The organism is Dyadobacter sp. (assembly GCF_017744695.1).
Lineage (GTDB): Bacteria > Bacteroidota > Bacteroidia > Cytophagales > Spirosomataceae > Dyadobacter.
Genome location: NZ_JAGIAS010000006.1, coordinates 355,477 through 375,591, shown reverse-complemented (window position 1 = coordinate 375,591; position 20,115 = coordinate 355,477). Strand labels below are relative to the sequence as shown.

Annotated in this window: 16 protein-coding genes; 7 read left to right on the top strand and 9 right to left on the bottom strand. The window is 48.1% G+C overall.

Features of this window, described 5'->3' with window-relative positions:
- Positions 1-5: 5 nt before the first annotated feature.
- The 3 genes from J7619_RS22325 to J7619_RS22315 all read right to left on the bottom strand — a co-directional run bounded on the left by J7619_RS22325 (position 6) and on the right by J7619_RS22315 (position 3,446).
- Positions 6-1,472 (bottom strand): PKD domain-containing protein, encoded by a 1,467-nt coding sequence (locus J7619_RS22325; RefSeq protein WP_291203914.1) that lies wholly within the window; start codon positions 1,470-1,472, stop codon positions 6-8.
- 149 nt (positions 1,473-1,621) lie between these two features.
- Positions 1,622-2,344, bottom strand: coding sequence for a LytTR family DNA-binding domain-containing protein (locus J7619_RS22320; RefSeq protein ID WP_291203912.1), 723 nt, complete (start codon positions 2,342-2,344; stop codon positions 1,622-1,624).
- A gap of 4 nt (positions 2,345-2,348) precedes the next feature.
- Positions 2,349-3,446: a sensor histidine kinase gene (locus J7619_RS22315; protein WP_291203910.1), complete on the bottom strand. Its 1,098-nt coding sequence runs from the start codon at positions 3,444-3,446 to the stop codon at positions 2,349-2,351.
- 301 nt (positions 3,447-3,747) lie between these two features.
- On the opposite strand from J7619_RS22315, the gene ahcY reads away from it, so the two are divergent.
- Positions 3,748-5,064 carry an adenosylhomocysteinase gene (gene ahcY / locus J7619_RS22310; RefSeq protein ID WP_291203907.1) on the top strand — a complete coding sequence of 439 codons (1,317 nt, stop codon included), beginning with the start codon at positions 3,748-3,750 and terminating at the stop codon, positions 5,062-5,064.
- A 66-nt stretch (positions 5,065-5,130) separates the two neighbouring features.
- On the opposite strand, the gene J7619_RS22305 is transcribed toward ahcY, so the two are convergent.
- Together J7619_RS22305 and J7619_RS22300 are read right to left on the bottom strand one after the other, a co-directional pair.
- Positions 5,131-6,021, bottom strand: a complete 891-nt coding sequence (locus tag J7619_RS22305) for a mechanosensitive ion channel family protein (RefSeq protein ID WP_291203905.1) — start codon at positions 6,019-6,021, stop codon at positions 5,131-5,133.
- Between the two features lie 314 nt (positions 6,022-6,335).
- On the bottom strand, positions 6,336-7,130 hold the full coding sequence (locus tag J7619_RS22300; RefSeq protein WP_291203903.1) for an SHOCT domain-containing protein: 795 nt from the start codon (positions 7,128-7,130) through the stop codon (positions 6,336-6,338).
- A gap of 168 nt (positions 7,131-7,298) precedes the next feature.
- Between J7619_RS22300 and J7619_RS22295 the strand changes: the two genes are divergently transcribed.
- The 3 genes from J7619_RS22295 (at position 7,299) to J7619_RS22285 (ending at position 10,196) form a co-directional block, all read left to right on the top strand.
- Positions 7,299-8,138, top strand: a complete 840-nt coding sequence (locus J7619_RS22295; protein WP_291203900.1) for a hypothetical protein — start codon at positions 7,299-7,301, stop codon at positions 8,136-8,138.
- A gap of 134 nt (positions 8,139-8,272) precedes the next feature.
- Positions 8,273-9,145 (top strand): hypothetical protein, encoded by an 873-nt coding sequence (locus J7619_RS22290; RefSeq protein WP_291203898.1) that lies wholly within the window; start codon positions 8,273-8,275, stop codon positions 9,143-9,145.
- A 193-nt stretch (positions 9,146-9,338) separates the two neighbouring features.
- Complete coding sequence (locus tag J7619_RS22285) at positions 9,339-10,196, top strand: hypothetical protein (RefSeq protein ID WP_291203896.1); 858 nt, start codon at positions 9,339-9,341, stop codon at positions 10,194-10,196.
- Between the two features lie 65 nt (positions 10,197-10,261).
- Here J7619_RS22285 and J7619_RS22280 read toward each other — a convergent pair whose 3' ends face one another.
- Complete coding sequence (locus J7619_RS22280) at positions 10,262-11,350, bottom strand: M48 family metallopeptidase (protein WP_291203893.1); 1,089 nt, start codon at positions 11,348-11,350, stop codon at positions 10,262-10,264.
- A gap of 17 nt (positions 11,351-11,367) precedes the next feature.
- The gene (locus J7619_RS22275) at positions 11,368-12,321 is read right to left on the bottom strand and encodes a YjgN family protein (protein WP_291203890.1); all 954 of its coding nucleotides are present in this window, start codon (positions 12,319-12,321) and stop codon (positions 11,368-11,370) included.
- Between the two features lie 161 nt (positions 12,322-12,482).
- Here J7619_RS22275 and J7619_RS22270 point away from each other — a divergent pair, with 161 nt between their 5' ends.
- Both J7619_RS22270 and J7619_RS22265 read left to right on the top strand, forming a co-directional pair.
- On the top strand, positions 12,483-12,746 hold the full coding sequence (locus J7619_RS22270; RefSeq protein ID WP_291203887.1) for a filamentous hemagglutinin: 264 nt from the start codon (positions 12,483-12,485) through the stop codon (positions 12,744-12,746).
- 145 nt (positions 12,747-12,891) lie between these two features.
- Entirely contained in the window at positions 12,892-17,067 is a 4,176-nt protein-coding gene (locus J7619_RS22265) for a carbohydrate-binding protein (RefSeq protein ID WP_291203885.1), read from the top strand.
- 56 nt (positions 17,068-17,123) lie between these two features.
- Here J7619_RS22265 and J7619_RS22260 read toward each other — a convergent pair whose 3' ends face one another.
- A complete protein-coding gene (locus tag J7619_RS22260) occupies positions 17,124-18,143 on the bottom strand; it encodes a GlxA family transcriptional regulator (protein WP_291203882.1) in 1,020 nt (339 codons plus the stop codon).
- Positions 18,144-18,311: 168 nt separating this feature from the next.
- Here J7619_RS22260 and J7619_RS22255 point away from each other — a divergent pair, with 168 nt between their 5' ends.
- On the top strand, positions 18,312-18,809 hold the full coding sequence (locus J7619_RS22255; protein ID WP_291203880.1) for a DUF1579 domain-containing protein: 498 nt from the start codon (positions 18,312-18,314) through the stop codon (positions 18,807-18,809).
- Here J7619_RS22255 and J7619_RS22250 read toward each other — a convergent pair whose 3' ends face one another.
- On the bottom strand, positions 18,810-19,922 hold the full coding sequence (locus tag J7619_RS22250; RefSeq protein WP_291203877.1) for a YhcG family protein: 1,113 nt from the start codon (positions 19,920-19,922) through the stop codon (positions 18,810-18,812).
- Positions 19,923-20,115 lie beyond the last annotated feature (193 nt).

The window sequence follows — 20,115 nt, the reverse complement described above, 5'->3', positions numbered from 1 at the left end:
ACTCCCTACTCTTTCAGCAGCTTCGCCTGTGCGTTGTCCTTGAAAGTGTTCACCGTTTCAACATCGCTGTTGATGGTCCCCTGGTAGTTGACGAAGATTCCGTAGCCACCGCTATTGGAAATCACCGACTTGCGGATCGCCATACGCGATTGTCCGCCGTAGATCGCGATGTTGGCTTTCTTACCCGACACAATGGCAATGTTACCACCGCCGGATACTTCCGCATTTTCGATCACGTTCTTGTCGCTGGTCGAGAAGCAGAGCAAACCTTTCCAGTAAGCAGCCGTATTCTCCGCGCCGCGGATGATGATCTTGTTGGTTTCTGTTCCTACTGCATTGAAATAGCCGTCCTCGATGGTGATGAAACCGGCGCGGCCTACCTCGATGATCACGCCCGGAAGCAGTTTCCAGTTGGCGTCAGATGCAATGTTTTCAAGAATGCGGTAAGGGGTTTTGTCTTTGAAACCTTTCCATACCACTTCTGTCGTAGCGTTTTTAGGCAGGGACGATCCGAAGATCTCGACTACATTACGGCCGTTGCCATTGAATTTGGAATCCGTATCCAGGTTCTTCACGTTTTCGGCGCCCATCAGGAGACCTGCTTCGGTATTCTCTTTGAAATTGTTCTTTTCAAAAGATCCCAGGATCACCGAATATTCAAGATACAGGCCGTAACCCGCATTTTGTTCGAAAAGACAGTTTTTGATATTCACTTCCGCGCGACCGGCCCCGAGAACCGCCATACCGGCTTTGGTAGTGGCATAAAGCGGCTTGCTGCCCGCGTGCATTACCTGTACATATTCGAGGGTATTCGCGCTGCTCGACGAGCGGAATATGATCCCCGACCAGAAACCCTTGGTAGTTTCCTTACCAATAAAACGGATCGGTTTCGCAGAATCTCCTTTCGCCAGCAACACACCGCCACCATCGTTGATTTCAATGCGGGTATCCCGTGCAAATGCGATCACTACGCCCGGTTTGATTTCGAGCTCCGCATTGACCGATACATTCGCATTCACGATGTAATCCGGAATAGCCGGGTTGTTGATGCGGTCGGTCAGGGTGAGTTTGGCGCGGATGTTGGCGTCGATCACAATCGGTTCAATCACCGTGGCGGTGATCAGGACTTTGTCTTTACTCTGCCCATTGGCATTGCTGACGGTCAGTTCCACTTCGTATTCACCCGGAAGATCGGCGGTGAAAGTGGGCTTGGCGGAGGCAGCCGAAGCGAGGTTAGCGGCACTACCCGCCGGCTTTTTACTGAATGCCCAGCTGAATTCGAAAGGCTTGTTCTCGCTGTCGCTGGAAGCACTGCCATCGAGATTCACAACAGAGCCTGCATTTACATTCTGGTCCGCGCCTGCTTTGGCGGTCAATGTGTTGGATGGTTTTACATCTTCGTCCTCCTTGCAGCTACCCAGCAACAGGGCAAAGGACAAGGCTGCCCAAAGAATTCTTCTTGCTTTTAACATGGCTAATAATCCAAATGATTTAAATGAATTTCACTTCCATTTTTTAATGGCGGTGCAATTTTAAACCGATTTGGCGAGCCAGGGAAGGGCAGGAAACAGAGTGTCGATCAACAGCGGGTTTTGTCGACAAACGCCTTTTGCGGCGCCGTTTAGAAGGTGAGTTTGAAGCGGCGCTGGCAGTCGTTACGGAAGTTCCGGCCAATGGGCAGTTCCTTTCCGGCGATTTCGAGCTTGTGGGAATGGTAGCTTTCGACCTTATCCACCGACACGATGAATGACCGGTGAATGCGTATGAAGCCGTCTTCGGGCAGGAGTTCTTCCAAAAGGCTGATTTTCTGTTTTGAAATAAGGGCTTTGTCTTTCAATACTACCTTAATATAGTCACGCAGGCTTTCGATCCAGTAAATGTCATTGACGTTCACCTTCACCATTTTACGGTCGACTTTTAAATACAAAAACACATCCTGGCTGACCGGCGCAGCCTTTTGCGCCACCGAAACGGATTGGTTGGTAATGTTTAAACCCGTAAAAACCTTGTCCATCGCCCGCAGGAAACGTTCGAATGGAATGGGTTTTAACAAATAGTCGACTGCATTGAGATCGAAACCTTCCACGGCGTAGTCCTGGTAGGCGGTAGTAAAAACGACTTTGGGAGGGTTTTTGAGACTCCGGAGCAGATCGGTACCTTTCAGCCCAGGCATTTTTACATCCAGAAACATCAGATCGATCTTCTGTTGCTGCAACACCTGAAATGCCTGAATCGCATCCTGGCAGCGCGCCGCCACCTCTATCTCGGTAAAATTGGCGAGGTAGTTGTCCAGTACCTCGATCGCGTGGGGTTCATCGTCCACCAGAATGGCTTTCAACTTCATAATATCAGATTTCCAGTCGTTTGTCAAGGTCAATTTCCAGGATCACAGCAAACACATCCTCTTCGTCCATGATTTTGAGATTATGGGCCGAAGGATAGAGGATTTCAAGGCGCTTGCGCACATTCGCCAGGCCTATGCTCACGTGATGCGGGCGGTCGTCGGGCATGGCGGTTTCAGGCTTGCTGTTCGAAATCTTAAATTTCAATGCATTGTTCTTTACCCGCAAATCCATGTTGATCCACGCCTGCCCGATCTGCTCGCTGGCCCCGTGCTTGAATGCATTCTCCACCAGCGGCAGTATCAGCAGCGGTGCTATCTTCTGCTCGGGCGACAGGCCATTGATACTGAAATGAATATCCAGCCGCTCTTCATACCGGATCTTTTCCAGTTCAATATAGCTTTTGAGAATGCTAATGTCCCTTTCCAGCTGCACAACTTCCGTATTGGCCTCGTAAAGCATATATCGCAATATCTCCGCCAGCCCCATTACGACGCCTGGCGATTGGGGCGATTGTTTGAGGGTCAGCGCGTACAGGTTATTCAATGTATTGAACAAAAAATGCGGGTGCAACTGGCCTTTGAGAAAATTCAGCTCGGCCTCCATCGCCGCCTGTCGCCTATCGAACCACATTTTGAAAAACTTCACCGACAATGCGATCCAGACGAAAATATTGGTCTGCTCAAATGCGCTGATCAGGTAAGTCGGTTTCGCAAGCTGTTCCCGGAATGTTCCTTCGAGTTTGCGCCATACGAACGTCGGGTCGTTCTTTTTTACCGCATTGTAAATGATCGGGTCCGCAACAAGTATCTCCATGAGCCTGAATGCCAGCGTGGAGCCGATCACGACCAACAGAAAAAGCAGGACGAACTGCACATATTTCTTACGGTCGAAATACCGCGGGATGATCACGTAGGCGATCAGGTAAAAGTAACCGATGTGAATAGGCATGAACAAGCCCACAATGCCGATTGTAAGCCAATAGTCGGGCATCCCTGCACCATAAATGATCGTCAGGATCGTCAGCACGACGAGCCAGAACAGGATATGCAGGAAAACTCTTTGATGTTTACTCTTATTCAGGACCGGGAAAACAGGGCGCATAGGAACAAAGATAACGATTTCGGAGGCCAATACAGGGTTAGAAAAGCATTGTCGACCGACGTCATACTATTGTCGACGAACAGCAGTTGAGCGGGTAATCATTTGGAGTACAGACAAAATATCTTCGTTAACCGGTGAATCACAGGGCCGTCACTTCATAATGCGGCCATATCCAGCCTTTGAAAGATAAAATATCCAAATTAAGCCCTCAAATCAGAATTTGTATCTGCATTTATTCCCTCCGGTGGTTTTTCTACTTAGTTTTGTGGTAAAATCAAGATATTAACTAAACTGTAAAATAATGGCAACGTCAACCGAAACGTACATTCCGTACAAGGTAAAAGACATCTCGCTGGCCGAATGGGGCCGTAAAGAAATCACATTGGCAGAAGCTGAAATGCCAGGTTTGATGGCGATCCGTGCCGAATACGGTCCGTCACAGCCTTTGGCAGGTGCGCGTATCGCAGGTTGCTTGCACATGACGATCCAGACAGCCGTTCTGATCGAAACCCTTACAGCATTGGGCGCGGAAGTTACCTGGTCATCCTGTAACATCTTCTCTACGCAAGACCACGCAGCAGCAGCCATCGCAGCAGCGGGAATCCCTGTTTACGCATGGAAAGGAATGAACGAAGAGGAATTTAACTGGTGCATCGAGCAGACTTTGTTCTTCGGCGAAGAGCGTAAGCCCCTCAACATGATCCTCGACGACGGTGGTGACCTTACCAACATGGTATTCGACGAATATCCTGAGCTGATCGACGGAATCAAAGGTCTTTCGGAAGAAACTACAACCGGTGTTCACCGTTTGTACGAGCGCTACAAAAACGGAACGCTCCACCTGCCGTCTATCAACGTAAACGACTCAGTTACAAAGTCTAAATTCGATAACAAATACGGCTGCCGCGAGTCATTGGTTGACTCTATCCGCCGCGCAACCGACCTCATGCTCGCTGGTAAAGTAGCAGTGGTAGCAGGTTACGGCGACGTAGGTAAAGGTTCTGCCGAATCACTTCGTGGTGCAGGCTGCCGCGTACTCGTTACTGAAATCGACCCGATCTGCGCATTGCAGGCTGCTATGGACGGTTTCGAAGTGGTAACAATGGACGAGGCTGCCGACCGCGCTAATATCTTCGTTACTGCTACCGGTAACTACAAAATCATCACCGACCGTCACTTCCTCAAAATGCGTGACAAAGCGGTAGTTTGTAACATCGGCCACTTCGACAACGAAATCGATATGGCTTGGTTGAACAAATCTTACGGAAACACTAAATCGCAGATCAAACCACAAGTGGATATCTACAATGTGGAAGGCAAGGACATCATCGTGTTGGCAGAAGGCCGTCTGGTGAACCTGGGCTGCGCAATGGGCCACCCGTCATTCGTAATGTCATGCTCATTCTCGAACCAGACGCTGGCGCAGATCGAGCTTTGGACCAACACTGCTGCTTACGAGAAGAAAGTATACGTTCTTCCAAAAGCACTGGACGAGAAAGTAGCTGCGTTGCACCTCGCACACGTAGGCGCGAACCTCGACAAACTGACCGAAGAGCAGGCTGCTTACATCGGTGTAACTGTGGAAGGTCCTTTCAAAGCGGAGACTTACCGTTATTAATAATAGGATTGATATTTAAAAGACCGGCTGGTTCGCGTAACTGGCCGGTCTTTTTTTGTACTCGCTCTATGCTTCTGCCTGCTTGTCGTCGGGCTTTCCCGTTGATGGAGGTACCTGATCAACCGGCCTTGCGGGCGTCGGAAAGGAAATATTGTTTTCATCAAAAACCCGCTTTACAACCTTCATTGCCGCACTTTTCGCAGGCCCGGGTCCAATCTTATCCTGACGGATCCAGAACAGTATTTCAAAATCGATGCTCTTTTCCGTGAAGCGTGTGAAGTTGAATTCGATCACTTTCAAAGGATCGATAAAGTCGAGCTTTTTAATTACGCTTAATGCAAGGCTTTCCACTATTGCGAGATCGTCTTTATAGCCAATGCTGCCCTCCATTTTTACGCGTCTTTCCCCCGAATGCGTGAAATTCACGATGGGTTTCTGAAAAATGTCCTTGCTCGGCAATTCCACCTGCTGCCCCTCGAAGTTATCGAGCTTCACCGACCGCAACCCGATCGACAGCACCTTACCGGTATAGCCATTTGTTTCGATGACGTCTCCCACCTGAATAGGCCGCTGGATCGCGATAAATGCCCCTGAAATGAAGTTGGTCGTGAGATCCTGGAATGCAAAACCGAGCGCCAATGCCAGCACACCGGCACCGGCGAGTAAGGAGGTCACCGTCTTATCCAATCCCAGAACGCCTAGTGCAAAAAAGAAGCCGGTAGTGATAATCGTAATGCGCGTAATCGTCGAAATCAACCCCACCAGCGCCACATTCTGCGATGCATGCCCCAATATCCGCTCAATAAATTTCCCTCCCAGCCTCGACAAAATCCTGAAAACGATCAGGATGATAATGGCGATAAGCAAGTTAGGCAACAAACGGTAAGCTTCGACCGTCCAGCGGTCGACCTTGACGGCAATAGGGTCTACTATTTTGGAAATTTGTGCAAAAATCATGAGTGCTATTAATGCGGTCGGCCTGTCGAACTACTAAGGGACCCGTTTTCTATAAACAAGGCAAAACTCCGAAATGTTGTGTGTTTTGCAAAAATACCTGCTGTGAAATTCCGGACACCGATCCGCTGCATTTTAACCGAAGGCTCGCTACACGCTTGACTATGCAGGTAAGGCCACCAATATTACCGTGAAGAAAGTCAATGGTACGCTGGTCTCCTCGACGGACAGAAAATACTCCGTACCGACGTATTACTTTTAATAATAATCATACGGCCCGCTTAACGGCGGGCCTTTTCTATATACATCAAAGTCGGCTACAATCTTTCCAGCAATTCGCTCTTCTTCACTTTAAATTCCTCCTCTGTGATCTGCCCTTTCTCGAAAAGCACATTCAGCTTCTCTATCGTAGCGATCACGATATCCTCCGGACTTTTCGTTCCCGAACTCAAATCAGCATTGGAAGCAACGTCATAAGGCATTTCAGGCGTGGAACGCTTGGGTGCATCGGGGTCCGATACCACTTCAAGCGCCGACAAATCCACCTGTCCTTCCTGGCTCGTGAACCGATAGCTCCTCACAGTGCCCTGTTGCTGCGAAACGCCCGTGATCTGATGATGTTTCGTATCATAGATTGTCCGTTTACCGTCGTCCTCGATCACCAGCCGGTGTACCGGCGCAAAATAGGCATAGCGAAAGTTATTCTGCGAACCGCTCGACGTGGGGGTACCGAAGATCGCCGGCCAGGAAGTACTGGGCTGGCTGAAAAAACCGCCTCCCGTGCTGGCACGGGTATCCTCATGCGCGGGAGCAGCATTGGCGGGCCCGTCGTTGTGCTCAAACAATACCGTTGTGGTTACCAAATTCGCCAGTTCATTGCAAAGTCTCTCAACAGTGTTGCGGAGCGAGCTATTGAACATGTCACCTACCATTGTCATTCCGCCGCTCATCCATTGCCCTTGTCCGCCGAGCTCCGGCAGATTAAACTGGGCCATCGTACCATTGCCACGAATGATCGCCTTCAATAGCGACTCGACCGTTTCGGGCTGCAAGTTATATCGGCCAGCGATGTCATTCAACTTCTGCTGTCCGTCTGCGCTTAGTGTCTTCATCGGATTAAGTTTTATAAAAGTGCAACAAAAACGATGCCATGACATGGTCTCAAAACCGGCAATACATTCAACGCAACCATTCACGCATCGGATTTCCGGCGACTTCTACAAGGCAAGTAAGTTTGAACCCATACCGATCAATTGATTAATAAATAAACACGAAACGTTATGAAAAAACTTACGCTAAACGGAAATCTGCTGAAAGGATTGGCATTGGCGGCCATGCTATCGGGTTGTCAGAACGAAGAAATCAGAACACAAAATACACCAACTGATATTACAACTGACAATAAAAATGCTAAAACTATTTTTACACCTCAATTAATCAAAGAGGGTGCGAATGAATTGGAATACTATGGCGACTATGATGTGAATAGAGGAAAACTTAAAAAGCTAACGAATACGGCCGAAGATGCTTACACGGAATATCAATACAACGGATCCAGTGTTGTAGCTCAACGAAAAAAAATCTCAACCAACGCCCTTATTTATCAAGTCACTTACCAATTAGATGGCCTTGGCCGTTGCGTTGAAAGTCTGAGCACAGAAACCAATAAATCGCTGAAATACGAGTATGGCCAGTCGAGCAGGTTAATGAAGATTTATTATAAATCTAATCCAAACGAGCGAATCGAATTTACTTACGAGCAAAGTGCCGTAACGTCCTTAAAAAGCATCAGCTTCTTCAATCAGGCAAACGCAGCCACCAAAGAGGTAAGTTTCAGCTATATGGTTCAGGGCGGGAACCCAATGGAAAACAAGTACCCGACCAATCCGGATGCACTCGGAATAACCAGTAAATATCTTCCCATATTCGGAGTCTTTCACTCCTATTTACCAACACACGAGTCAACGAAAAATCTCCCATGGAACGGCGCGGCATTTCCAGGTTATACTTTGACGTATCTCTTCAATGCAGGAGGATATGCCAAAACAATTAATTCAACATCCAGCATGAATGGTATGACCACAGTCACAAACCGCACCTACACTACCCCTAAACTATAACTACTGCATGCGGCTTTCACAAGCCTTTGGTTGTCCATTTAATTCCCTCATCTATCGAATTTCCAAGGTGTTCCGCACGACTACTGCTTCTGAATTCATTTTATCTATTTCACACATTTAAATTCTAAAACGTTATGAAAAAATTACACATCCATGGAAATTTATTAAAGGTATTCCTACTCGGTACACTATTAACCGGCTGTCAGAACGACGACATCCTGTCGCCTCAAGGGACTGCCGATGTAACCGTTCAAGACGAAAGCGCCAAGATAAACGCCGAGCTAAAATTGGTTAAAGAAGGCCTTACAACCTTGCAATACATCAAACAGGGGCGCTTTACAGGCAAACTTTCAAAAGTGTCCGAAACTGCGTACTACACTCAATACTCCTACGACGACAGTACCGGCGACCTTTGGGTTACCAGCAAACGCTACAATAAAAGCACTAATGCCCTGGTGGAGGAAATAAAGTATAAAATTCTTAATGGGCGCTGCATCACCAGCATCAACCTAACCACCAACTGGACATCCCAATTTGTCTACAATGAAGTCGGCCGGTTGAACGAGATCAATTTATCATCCGGATCACTTACGCAGAAACAGGTATTTACCTACGACTACAACTCAGCCACCGGCAAGGAACGCTTGAAACAGATCGTCAAATCTACCCCTGCCGGAGCCTATCAGCAAATCAATTTCTTTTATACTATCGGGGCTCTTCCCGAAAAAGCTGACAAATATCCGTTAAACTCAGAACATCTAGGTCTCGATAGGTATTTACCATATTTTACAAAATTCAGCGACGTACTTATACAACAAGTTCAAATCACACCGCTTCCATACACTAACCAGGCTAAGCCATATTATCGGTACTATTATAGCATCAATACAGATGGTTATGCCACGGGAAGAAATAAAGAATACTTTCCATTGGGATATGGAAATGAAGCCGGAAAGCTAGGATTCTATGGTGCTTTTGATTATTCAACCAACTGGCAAGGAATTTAACAATGTGGTTTTAGTTGAGGAAAATCAGGTAGTCAAGTTGATTACCTGATTTTTGTTATCCGGCTATTCACATTTTAAAATAATTGCTTTAAATAATCAAGATCAACCATTCACAAATCGATTTCATTCAGTTTTTACGCACATCGTAAATTTGAAAGTAAAACAATTTATTCACCATTTTATTTCTAAATTTATGAATTACATTAAAATCTCGCGAATTTCATTAAAATACCTTCTGGCTGCCGGGTTGATAACGGCCTGCAATCATGACGAGGCAATTACACCTATTGAAACATCTAGCACCACAATTAATGACCAAAATGCCAAAACCAATGCTGTGTTAAAACTCGTACAATATGGAAATAATGGAGTTCAATATGTAAAAAGTGGAAAGTTTATGGGCCTGGTGTCAAGAGTAAGTAATGCAACAACATATAAGAAATATGCTTACAATGACAATAATGGAACAACTAATCTTTTCATCACATGCGGCACTTATTCCCAGGCTACTAATGCCAAAGGTGGTGAAACAGTATATGAAATAGCGAATGGACGTTGCATTGCTGCCACAGGTTCGAACGGCACCACCTATGAATATAAGTACAATGCATCAGGGTTGTTGGAAGAGGCAACTCTGTCCTACCAAAGCTCATGGGCCAAATGGAACTATTCCTACACATTCAATGCTGCAACCAATGCTTACCGGCTTGATAAAGTTACAGCCGTAAACAACGCAGGGCCGGTTGAGGAAGCCAAATTTTCCTACACTTCAACAGCTGATAAGTATCAATTGAATCCGGAGAATACCAACGCTGAACCATTAATGCCATTTTTCGGCAAATTCAGTGACGTGCTAGTTAAGGACATCGAGGTTAAGTCGCTCTCAGCCACGCAATGGACGTATTTCCGGGAATACAGTTACGTACTAGATAACGGCGGCTACGTAACATCCAGGACGCAAGTATATCATCCATTTGGTAAGGGAAGCAACGCATCGCTCTCAACTTCTGTTATGGATTTCAAATATTCACAAAATTGGCAGGGAATTTGAACAGATTACGTTAGGATAATTTCAAAGCTAAGAACGTTAAACGATAGCGGGTCCTATGCGGCCCGCTATTTGTTTGACATATCCTGGATCACCTCCCATTCCCCTTCCAATTCCCGATCATCCCTTACACCCTTCTGCCGCTCCACCATCACCTCCGCAGCACGTAGTCGATCTTCCGTCAGCGGATGCGTACTCAGCAGTTTCAAACTGCCCACATCCCCGTGCTCGCCACGCAGCAGGGTGAACAGGTCTACAAATCCTTTCAGGCTGATTCCGTTGCCGGCCAGCGCGGCCATTCCTTTGGTATCGGCCTCCGTTTCAAGCTCACGTGAGTAAGTCAGATTAGCCAGCATGTTTGAGTTATCAGCAAGGACTGTGACAATGCCGTTGATGTCGTTTAACAGCAGAGAAAGGAATAGATAACCACCCAGACTTCGGAAAATATTGCGCAACGAATGCCGGTAATGCACGTGCGAGACCTCGTGCGCAAGTAGCGCAGCGAGCTCTTCTTTCGTCTTCATTTTCCGGATAATGCCGTCGAATACCACAATGCGTCCGCCTGGCAAGGCAAATGCATTGACTTCCTTATCCTTCACGACTGTTATGCGTATAGGATAATGCGTTTTAAAGTCAATGGCTTTGGCAAAATCGTTGGTGGCAGCTGTCAGACGCTGATCTATCTCGTAGGCGTGCATCATGTTTTCGTACATCGTGTCGCCCATTTTCACTTCGGTACTCACGGGGAAACGGGAGGCGACGGCACCGGCTAGCCAGGGTAGACCAAACCAATAGCCCAGGCCCATCAGCATCAAAACAGCCAAAGCCACACCGACGATGGTGGTATTGTTCAGCTTAAAAATATCCGTGATCCGTTTTCTGAAAAATACCTTTTCCGGGTAGCGCTTTTTGAGTGTTTCAGGCATGATACCATCCTTGCATTCAATGGTTTGCTGCGGAAATTCCCCATAGCGGAAAATGAATAGGTTACTAAAATTCTCGTCCGTCACAATGCCTGGCAATGCCCATCGCACCGAAGTGAGCTCGCCGGAGGGATCACGGTAATGAATAAGCCAGTGATCGGGCATGAGGGTGAGCGTCGCATCGTGCGCGATGGACAGCCTTCCGTCATGATAACGGACACTAAAATTGTACATGAAGCCAGCAAGGTCGGTTAAACAATCCCAATATCGATCATATCCGCGAGATCTTCGCCGGTCGCGTCGGTATAATCAGCTTCGGTTTGAACGATCGCGTCGACATCGAGCGGGCCGTCGATATGGATATTGGAAAATACAAATTGCATGGTGCGTACGATCGCCCACGGTGTGGCCAGGCCGAGACTCAGAACGACAATCAGCACATTAACGATCAGAAGCTTGAAATACCCTCCGGCAGTAGCCGTCGAGCGAAAAGCCAGCCGCGTTTCGCCCTGGTACATCCGGATGTTGTTCACGTAATAGGCAAAAAGGTCCTTAACCCACCAGAAAGAGTAAATTCCCAAAGTCAGCAGCGTCAGGAAATACCCCTTAATATTAAGCCAGAAAAACGCGCCGCCTTCACCTTCGTATGAAAATGTAATATTCCCGAACCGCAGGTTTTTGAAAATGTATTTTCGAAGTTCAATAACCAGCCATGCGCCATAAATACCGAATGTGACCAGGGTAATGATAGCCCCGATAATGAACGTATTCAATAATTCCTTTCTATCGCCCCGGTAACCGAAATGAATGCCCCGCCACGACGACCGGGAGGCCCTGTAACGAAGCGCGCCGTGAATAGCAATAGGGATCAGTAACAGCAACCCAATATAAAAGATGGCCAGGCCCAGCATCATAAAAGTCGCGTTTTGTGTCGCCATTCCTCCAAACAGAATGCCGTAGAGTACCAGAAAAATGCCTATCGCTTTGATGAAGCCCTTAAACATTTCCTTACCCGTACCATGAAACGTAAAACGGCTTCCTTCGAACTCGGATTCCTCATACATATATTTCAATAACGCGGCCCTTGCCCACGGATAGTAAAGCCCGAACGTAACAAGCGTCAGCAGAATATTGACGATGTAAATTCCAAAGAGTTTAGCTCCTTCCCCGTGGAAGGTAAGCTGGCGGGTTTCGTGCTGTTCCATTTAGTTAGATTTGAATTTGAAGAAGGTCAAATATAAAAATTTCAAAGTGCTATTATATGAATAGTGTGTTATCAGGCACAAAAAACGCGGGATCATTTACCTTCCGGCATAGTTATTTTAGTAATAGACTGACATTCATTTCATCAAAAAAACTGGAAATCATGGACATTTATCAATTGGCAAACGAATACCTGGCTGCTATGGACGACGGTGGCGGTGACCCCAGCGACCCGCGCGAAACGCCTCCATTCGATCCCCGACCGGAGGTTCCATCACCCGATATCCCCGAGGAAACCCCGCCTCATGAGAAGGAACCAGAGACACCACCGGTAGAACCCCAACCCGAACTACCGCCGGTAGAGCCCGTCGTTCCCGAAGTGGAGCCATTGCCGGGAGAAGAGCCTGGGATACCGGCATTTAAGTAACCGCATTTTGCAAAATGTATTATTTTGAAGTTTTTCATAACAAAGCAGTTATCTTTCACATCACTGTCACAAAAACTACTACAAAAATTGTAGCCGAAATTAAATTCGTCGTATCTTCACTCAAATTTCTTTGTAGACCCGACGAATGGCTAAAATTTTTACACTCTGTTTTTTAATCCTCTCCTTCTCTATTCAGGCACAGTCGAATAAGCTACTCCCCGGAAAGATCGAAGCAGAAGAATTCACGGCAATGAACGCTGTTGGCACTGAAAGCACTTCGGACGCCGATGGTGGCCTGAATGTGGGCTGGATTCAGGATGGAAGCTGGATGGATTATGCCGTCCAGGCGCCGTCGGCGGGCTACTACACGTTCAGGTTTCGCATTGCGAATGGATACAGTCCCGAAGCGACGCTGGTTTTGAAATCGGCCAACGGCACCTCGCTCGGCCGGATCGCGCTCCCGCAGACCGGCGGCATGCAAGGTTGGCAAACAGTTTCGTTCATCGCATTACTTCCACAAGGCGACCAAGTAATTCGCATTTTCGCTGAAAAAGGTGGCTGGAACTTCAACTGGTTCGAGGTAAGCGCCTCTCGTTCACTGTCATCCGGGCAAATCGAAGCCGAAAGTTTCGATGCCATGTACGAAGTGCGTACGGAAACGACCGGCGATGATGGGGGCGGCCTGAATGTCGGTTACATCGACGACAACGACTGGATGGAGTATAACCTTAATCTCGCCAATGCGCGTGACTACGAAATCCAGTTTCGCGTAGCGAATGCTTACGGAAACGGCATTGTTGAAATACAGAATGCAGCGGGAACCGTGCTTGGACAGATAAATGTGCCCCAAACAGGCGGCTGGCAAAACTGGGTGACCATCAGCACCACTGTCCCTCTTCCAGCGGGCAGCCAGGTGGTTCGACTTTATGCACGGAATGGCGCATTTAATTTCAACTGGTTTGCATTTGTCGCTGCCGGCACAAGCATTACGGGTACGATCCTGCCCTCCAAAATCGAAGCAGAAAGTTTTAACGATTCTTACAGCGTACAGCTTCAAAATACGGAAGATACCGATGGCGGCCAGAATGTGGAGTGGATACAGGACAACAGCTGGATGGAGTATGACGTACACGTTCCGACAGCGGGTATTTTTACATTCAACTACCGCATCGCAAACGGGTACAGCCCCGAGGCCTCCCTTGCACTGAAAAACAGTGACGGCATGGAGCTGGGCAATATCCTGCTGCCGCAAACAGGTGGTATGCAGGGTTGGAAGACCGTCAGCATGCTGGCATCGCTCCCTGCCGGCAACCAGCGACTAAGAGTTTTCGCTACCAAAGGCGGATGGAACTTCAACTGGTTTGAGGCCAAAGAATCCCGTACACTGACAAGCCGGATAGAAGCTGAAACCTTCGATGTGGCATCGGATGTGCGCACGGAGGCTACGGGCGATGTAGATGGAAACATCAATGTGAACTACATCGACGATAACGACTGGATGGACTACAATGTGAATGTACCAACGGCCGGCACCTACACGATCAATTTCAGGGTAGCCAACCAGTGGGGCAATGGTAATATTCAGTTCAAAAACACAAATGGGACTGTGCTCGGCAGCGTGGACGTGCCGCAAACCGGCGGCTGGCAGAACTACACGACCGTCCGTACCACTGTGCAGCTGGAAGCCGGCAGCCAGGTATTCCGCATCTTCGCGAATCGCGGGGCATTCAATTTCAACTGGTTTGAAGTAATTCCGGGCTCTGTTCAAGGACAATCGGTGATCACCTTTGAAGCTATTCCGGATAAAAACCTGACCGATGGTTCATTCAACCTGACCGCCAGTAGCACAAACCCGGAAACGCCCGTTCTGTTTACTTCTTCCAATTCTTCGATTGTTTCGGTTTCCAATGCAACCGGGATCTGGAAAGCAACCATTCATACTGCCGGGCAAGTAACCATCACAGCCTCTCAAGCCGGCAATAACAATTACCTGACGGCGGAAAATATCACGAGGACGTTTACTGTTTCCGACAACTCGAACCCTAACAGTCCTGCGCTCGGCACCAAAATCCCAATCGATCCAAAGCGCTGGTACCAGCTCACCAATGCAGCCAACGGCCTCGACGGCTTATTTGACGGTAATACGCAGGAGAACGTACTCACAGGCTGGGGCAAGGTAATCAACAATTACGAAGCGTATTATCCGCTGAAAGAAGGAGAGCAGATTACCCTCAATGGCGTCAAATTCTTTGACTTCACAGGTACAGCGCAGGATTTCCCACTCGTACTTTCCGTGATTACGGATCAATGGGAGCGCATTCCCGTCGCGACATTTACGGGCGAGATTTACAACGGCTGGGTAGGCCCCTACCCCGACCGCCAGTTGTCCGGCGACGCGCAATTCAAGCTCGATCAGCCCATGAGCAACATCCGGTACCTGGTCATGACCATGTCGAACACACTACCGACCGAAATCGAGTTCTACGGAAGCTACACGCCGGGAACCGAAACCCCGAAACCTGCCCGGACCAAGCATATTACCTTGAATGACATGCTCGGTGTGAATGGCTATGAATGGTATTTCCAGGATGGCGTGCATACGGAGTCCCTGGTGGAAGCCAAAGTACAGGTTGCCAAAAGCTTCACCGGCCTGCGACATTACATGGATTGGGAAAAGCTGGAATCTTCGGAGGGCGTCTATTCCTACAATCCTACATTAAGCGGAAGCTGGAATTACGACCTGATCTACGAACGTTGCAAACAAGAAGGCATTGAAGTACTGGCATGTCTCAAAACACAGCCCGCGTGGATGCGTGAGACATATCCCGAAGACCAGCGGGACCCCGAAAACGTACCGGTACGTTACGGAAAGAACTTCGCAGATCCCCTTTCCTACATCGAACAGGCCAAAGTGGCATTTCAATATGCAGCGCGCTACGGAAGCAATACCAATGTCGATCCCTCACTGCTAAGTGTTTCGACGACCCCAAGATGGACCAACGATCCGGTTAACACCATCAAAATCGGTTTGGACCTGATCAAATACATCGAATGCGACAACGAACGTGATAAGTGGTGGAAGGGCCGCAAAGGATACCAGACCGCCCGCGAATATGCCGCCAACATGTCGGCTTTTTACGATGGCCACAAGAACTCAATGGGTGCCGGCGTAGGTGTTAAAAATGCCGACCCTAACATGAAAGTGGTGATCGCAGGACTCGTAACAGGCCCTGATTTCGTAAAAGGAATGGTGGACTGGTGCAAAGAGTTCCGTGGCTATAATGCCGACGGCACAGTAAACCTCTGCTGGGATGTGGTGAATTTCCACCTTTATACCGACAATGCGTCATCGAGCCAGAGCGGAACATCCACACGCGGAGCAGCACCGGAGGTCACCAATGCCAAACAAATCCTCGAAAACTTTGTCAAAGTAACGCGAGAACTATCCAATGATCTTCCGATCTGGAACACCGAGGCCGGATATGATGTGCATCAGGACAGCCCGCTGAAAGCGATCCCCATCGGCAACAAATCTGCATTGCAGACGCAGGCCGACTGGACCTTGCGGACCTCGTTGTTCACCGCCCGCAATGGGGTTGAGAAATTGTTTTTCTATCAGATGTATGACGACAATGGCGGCGGCGGAATGTTCGCATCCGCGGGATTCGTCAACAATGACCAAACCCGCCGGCCGTCTGCCGACTATTTCCTGCAAACACAGAAGCTGTTCGGTCAATACGAATACAAGGAAACGCTTCACAACGACCCGATCGTTGACCGGTATGAGCTGAATGGCCAATCACTCTTCATTCTGACCGTGCCCGACGAAGTAGGGAGAACGGCAGAATACACCGTCAATCTGAATCAGGCAGGCATTGCCCGCATTTACACCCCGACAGCCGGCGCGGACAACATGGCCATGGCCGAGTTACCGATTGTGGATGGCAAAGTAACCGTTACCGTTGGGGAAACACCGATTTTCGTCCTCGCGGCCGACGGCCAGAATGCGAGACAGGCTGCTGTGGAAATGGCAGCACCAGCGGCGGCGGAGGAAGTATCATTGCATGCCGAAGCAAAAGTTTACCCTAACCCTACTTCCGACTTCCTCAGCATTGACCTTTCCAATGACAAAAGCGGCCAGATTGAAATCCGTATTTTTGATGCGAAATCGGGAACGCTTTACAAGAATACGCAAGTGAATAAAACGGCCAACCGCTTCTCGCATCAGCTGAACATTACGCAGTTACCTGCAAGCGTTTATATTGTCGAAATCAAGCAAGGTAACGACCGGGCATTCCGCAAGATCGCCAAGGTTAATTGATATCAGATCGCTATGACAACCAAAAGCCCGGATCGTTAAGGTCCGGGCTTTTAATTTTAATCGAGGTAAGAGGCACCGCTCATGCGTCGGTTCCAGCGCCCGCCGGTTTCCAGCCTGGCTATATTGAACTTGTCGCGATACTCCTTCGGTGTCACGCCTGTACTTTTCTTGAACAGCTGCCGGAAGGATTTCAAATCGTTATATCCTGAATTCAACATCACTTCAAGCACACTCTGATCCGTTTGGGCCAGCAATTTCTTGGCTGCCTCTATACGCGTACGCTGCAAATACTCGATGGGTGTCACGCCGATTGCCTGCTTGAACCGCCGCACCACATTTCTGCGGCTGGCCGGAATATCCTGAATGAGCACTTCAATAGTACTGCCTTCCTGGTATTCCTTTTCGATTTTCTGCTGCGCCATATTCACCAACCCGTCGCCATGATTTTGAGGCGGTGTAAAAGTCCCGAAATAGGTCTGTTGCTCCCGGTCCATGTCTATGGCAAACATTTTAGCGGTCCGCAACGTAAGGTCTTTTCCACAAAAACGCTGTATCAGATACAACATCAGATGGAAGCTGCTGGTAGCGCCTCCACTCGTATAAATCCCTTTATCTTCCGTCACTACCGCATCGCTCTTCATGATAATGTCCGGAAAATTGGAAGCCAATGCCTCCGCAGCGTCGATATGCGTGGTGGCGTGCTTGCCATTCAGCAGGCCTCCGGCGGCAAGCAAGAATGCGCCCGTACAGAAGCTGGCCAGCTCCGCACCATTTTTATACTGCTCCCAAAGCCAGGGAATACAGCATTGGTTGCTCATTATCGAAAGCTGGACGTCCCCCGAGCCGAATGCCGGCACAAGTATCAGATCCTGCCTGGTAAACTCACTGATCGGTTTCATCGGGTAAGCCCCGTAAAACTTCCCGGGTTCGGGATCCGGTGAAAACAGCGTGATATTGAAAAAGTGCGGTTGGTTGGCCCGCTCGTAGAAGCTGTTCACCGATTCGAATACGTCGAGGATCGCTGCTACGCTCAATAAGCGGTGCCGGTTGGTAATTAATAGTCCTAGTTGTAACATGTTGTTGATGGTTTAATCTTTGACATTCAGGTCAAAGCGGCCACCAATATAGAAATTTTGTCTCAAATACCCCTCTCGATTGGCGTTTTAAGCAGTTGTTTCACATCTCATTTTTGTTAAATTTTGGATTATTATACTCACAAAAACTACCGCCCAAATTTAAATCCTATGTCTAAATCGAAATTTGAAACTTCGCTGGAATCGGGTGTGCATCACCAGCTCCTCACGCTGACAGGCAATTGGCAAGGCACCACCAAAACCTGGTTCGAACCTAACGTCCTTGCAGACGAATCCGAAATGAAAGGAACGATTAAAGCCATCCTCGGCGGCAGGTTTCTTCTTCACGAATACCAGGGCAGCCTTAACGGTAAATCATTCGACGGAGTCGCCATCTTTGGTTTCGACATTGCTAATAACAACGCGCAATGCGCCTGGGTCGACAGCTTTCACATGGGAACGGGCATGATGCTTTCCAACGGTACCCCTACCGAAAATGGCTTTTCGGTTTTGGGACAGTACAGCGTTCCCGAATACCCGAATCCTTGGAACTGGCGTACCACCGCCGAATTGACCGATCCGGACACGCTGATCATCACGGCCTACAATATTTCGCCGGAAGGACAAGAGGATAAAGCGACGGAGACGATTTACAAGCGGGTTGGGTGATCAGAGCTGCATTTGTACCAGTTCATGCTGGATAAAGTCCTGCAATTGCTCCTTACTTGGAAGATTCACAACATATTTGCTTACAAACAACTGCATATCGCTGTCCGCAACCGCATATTCAACCAGCGCCCGGTTCTGATCCGTTACCAGCAATAAACCAACTGGCGGATTATCGTCCCGGGCCATAATTTCTTTCTTGTAGTAGTTAATGTAAGTTTTGAGCTGGCCTATGTGCTCATGCCTTACCTCATTGGTTTTCAGCTCGATTAACACATGGCATTTCAAAATGCGGTGGTAGAATACGAGATCCACAAAAAAGTACTCATCCCCGATGATGATGCGTTTCTGTTTAGCCTCGAAGCAAAAGCCATGGCCTAACTCAATCAGAAACGCTTCGAGGTTATCGACCAGCGCTTGTTCCAGGTCGTTTTCGTAGACTACATCCTTCGCTTTTAAACCCAGAAATTCGAAGGTGAACGGAGATTTGATAATGTCGGTAATGCTGGGGCGCTTTGCATGCTCTTCCACGCTTCGCGCCAGCGCCTCCGCGTCGAGAGTAATACCTGAACGTTCGTAGTAAAGCGTATTGATTTGTCTTTTCAGTTCGGCTACGCTCCAATTACAGGTAATGCATTGCTGTTCATAGAAAGCTCTCTTGTGAAACTCTTTCAGCGGTAGTAATAATGCGAGATGTGAAAATGACAAACGGGTAAGCAATATTTCTGCACTGATCGAAACCTTGCTGCTTTGCTCATTTACAATATCAATAGCTTTATTTAGCCTTGTGGGAAGGTCATTTAACCTCATTGAAGGCATGCTTTTGAATTGGGCAGACAGTGTCTGCCCAATTTGGGGATATGTAAAATAGAATTGCCTAAACAATTTGAGGCTTCTCACACTTAGCCCCGCCGTGCCCAAAGCCTTCGCCAGCTCCTCGATTAACCGCTGCCCATACTTGGCACGGTCTTCACCATTTTGCTCAAACTCGACGATATGAAAACCAATCAGCCAGTTACGAATGGTCAAATACCTGTTAATGGCTTTCGAAGCACTTTGTTGAAGGGTCAAGTTAGTGTCCTGAATCGTCGTCACCAATGAGTTGAAGTTAGTCATGCCGATGAAGTTCTAAGATGAGAAAAGACGAATATCTGTTTGTTCAAACCCGCCGCTCAAATCCGATTCTCCAATGGCATGACTTTATTATCCTAAGGCCGGTAACGCCGCTAATAGGGTAAATCAGCCTTTTAATTCCATGACTAACACAAAAAAAGATGACCACCGGCCGGGCCAATGGTCATCTGGGAAT

Bases quoted from the DNA above. Each gene is read 5' to 3' on its own strand.
- J7619_RS22305 (WP_291203905.1), bottom strand. From the start codon at position 6,021: ATGATTTTTGCACAAATTTCCAAAATAGTAGACCCTATTGCCGTCAAG.
- J7619_RS22270 (WP_291203887.1), top strand. From the start codon at position 12,483: ATGGACATTTATCAATTGGCAAACGAATACCTGGCTGCTATGGACGAC.
- J7619_RS22285 (WP_291203896.1), top strand. From the start codon at position 9,339: ATGAATTACATTAAAATCTCGCGAATTTCATTAAAATACCTTCTGGCT.
- J7619_RS22295 (WP_291203900.1), top strand. From the start codon at position 7,299: ATGAAAAAACTTACGCTAAACGGAAATCTGCTGAAAGGATTGGCATTG.
- J7619_RS22325 (WP_291203914.1), bottom strand. From the start codon at position 1,472: ATGTTAAAAGCAAGAAGAATTCTTTGGGCAGCCTTGTCCTTTGCCCTG.
- ahcY (WP_291203907.1), top strand. From the start codon at position 3,748: ATGGCAACGTCAACCGAAACGTACATTCCGTACAAGGTAAAAGACATC.
- J7619_RS22315 (WP_291203910.1), bottom strand. From the start codon at position 3,446: ATGCGCCCTGTTTTCCCGGTCCTGAATAAGAGTAAACATCAAAGAGTT.
- J7619_RS22280 (WP_291203893.1), bottom strand. From the start codon at position 11,350: ATGTACAATTTTAGTGTCCGTTATCATGACGGAAGGCTGTCCATCGCG.
- J7619_RS22250 (WP_291203877.1), bottom strand. From the start codon at position 19,922: ATGACTAACTTCAACTCATTGGTGACGACGATTCAGGACACTAACTTG.
- J7619_RS22265 (WP_291203885.1), top strand. From the start codon at position 12,892: ATGGCTAAAATTTTTACACTCTGTTTTTTAATCCTCTCCTTCTCTATT.
- J7619_RS22300 (WP_291203903.1), bottom strand. From the start codon at position 7,130: ATGAAGACACTAAGCGCAGACGGACAGCAGAAGTTGAATGACATCGCT.
- J7619_RS22290 (WP_291203898.1), top strand. From the start codon at position 8,273: ATGAAAAAATTACACATCCATGGAAATTTATTAAAGGTATTCCTACTC.
- J7619_RS22320 (WP_291203912.1), bottom strand. From the start codon at position 2,344: ATGAAGTTGAAAGCCATTCTGGTGGACGATGAACCCCACGCGATCGAG.
- J7619_RS22255 (WP_291203880.1), top strand. From the start codon at position 18,312: ATGTCTAAATCGAAATTTGAAACTTCGCTGGAATCGGGTGTGCATCAC.
- J7619_RS22275 (WP_291203890.1), bottom strand. From the start codon at position 12,321: ATGGAACAGCACGAAACCCGCCAGCTTACCTTCCACGGGGAAGGAGCT.
- J7619_RS22260 (WP_291203882.1), bottom strand. From the start codon at position 18,143: ATGTTACAACTAGGACTATTAATTACCAACCGGCACCGCTTATTGAGC.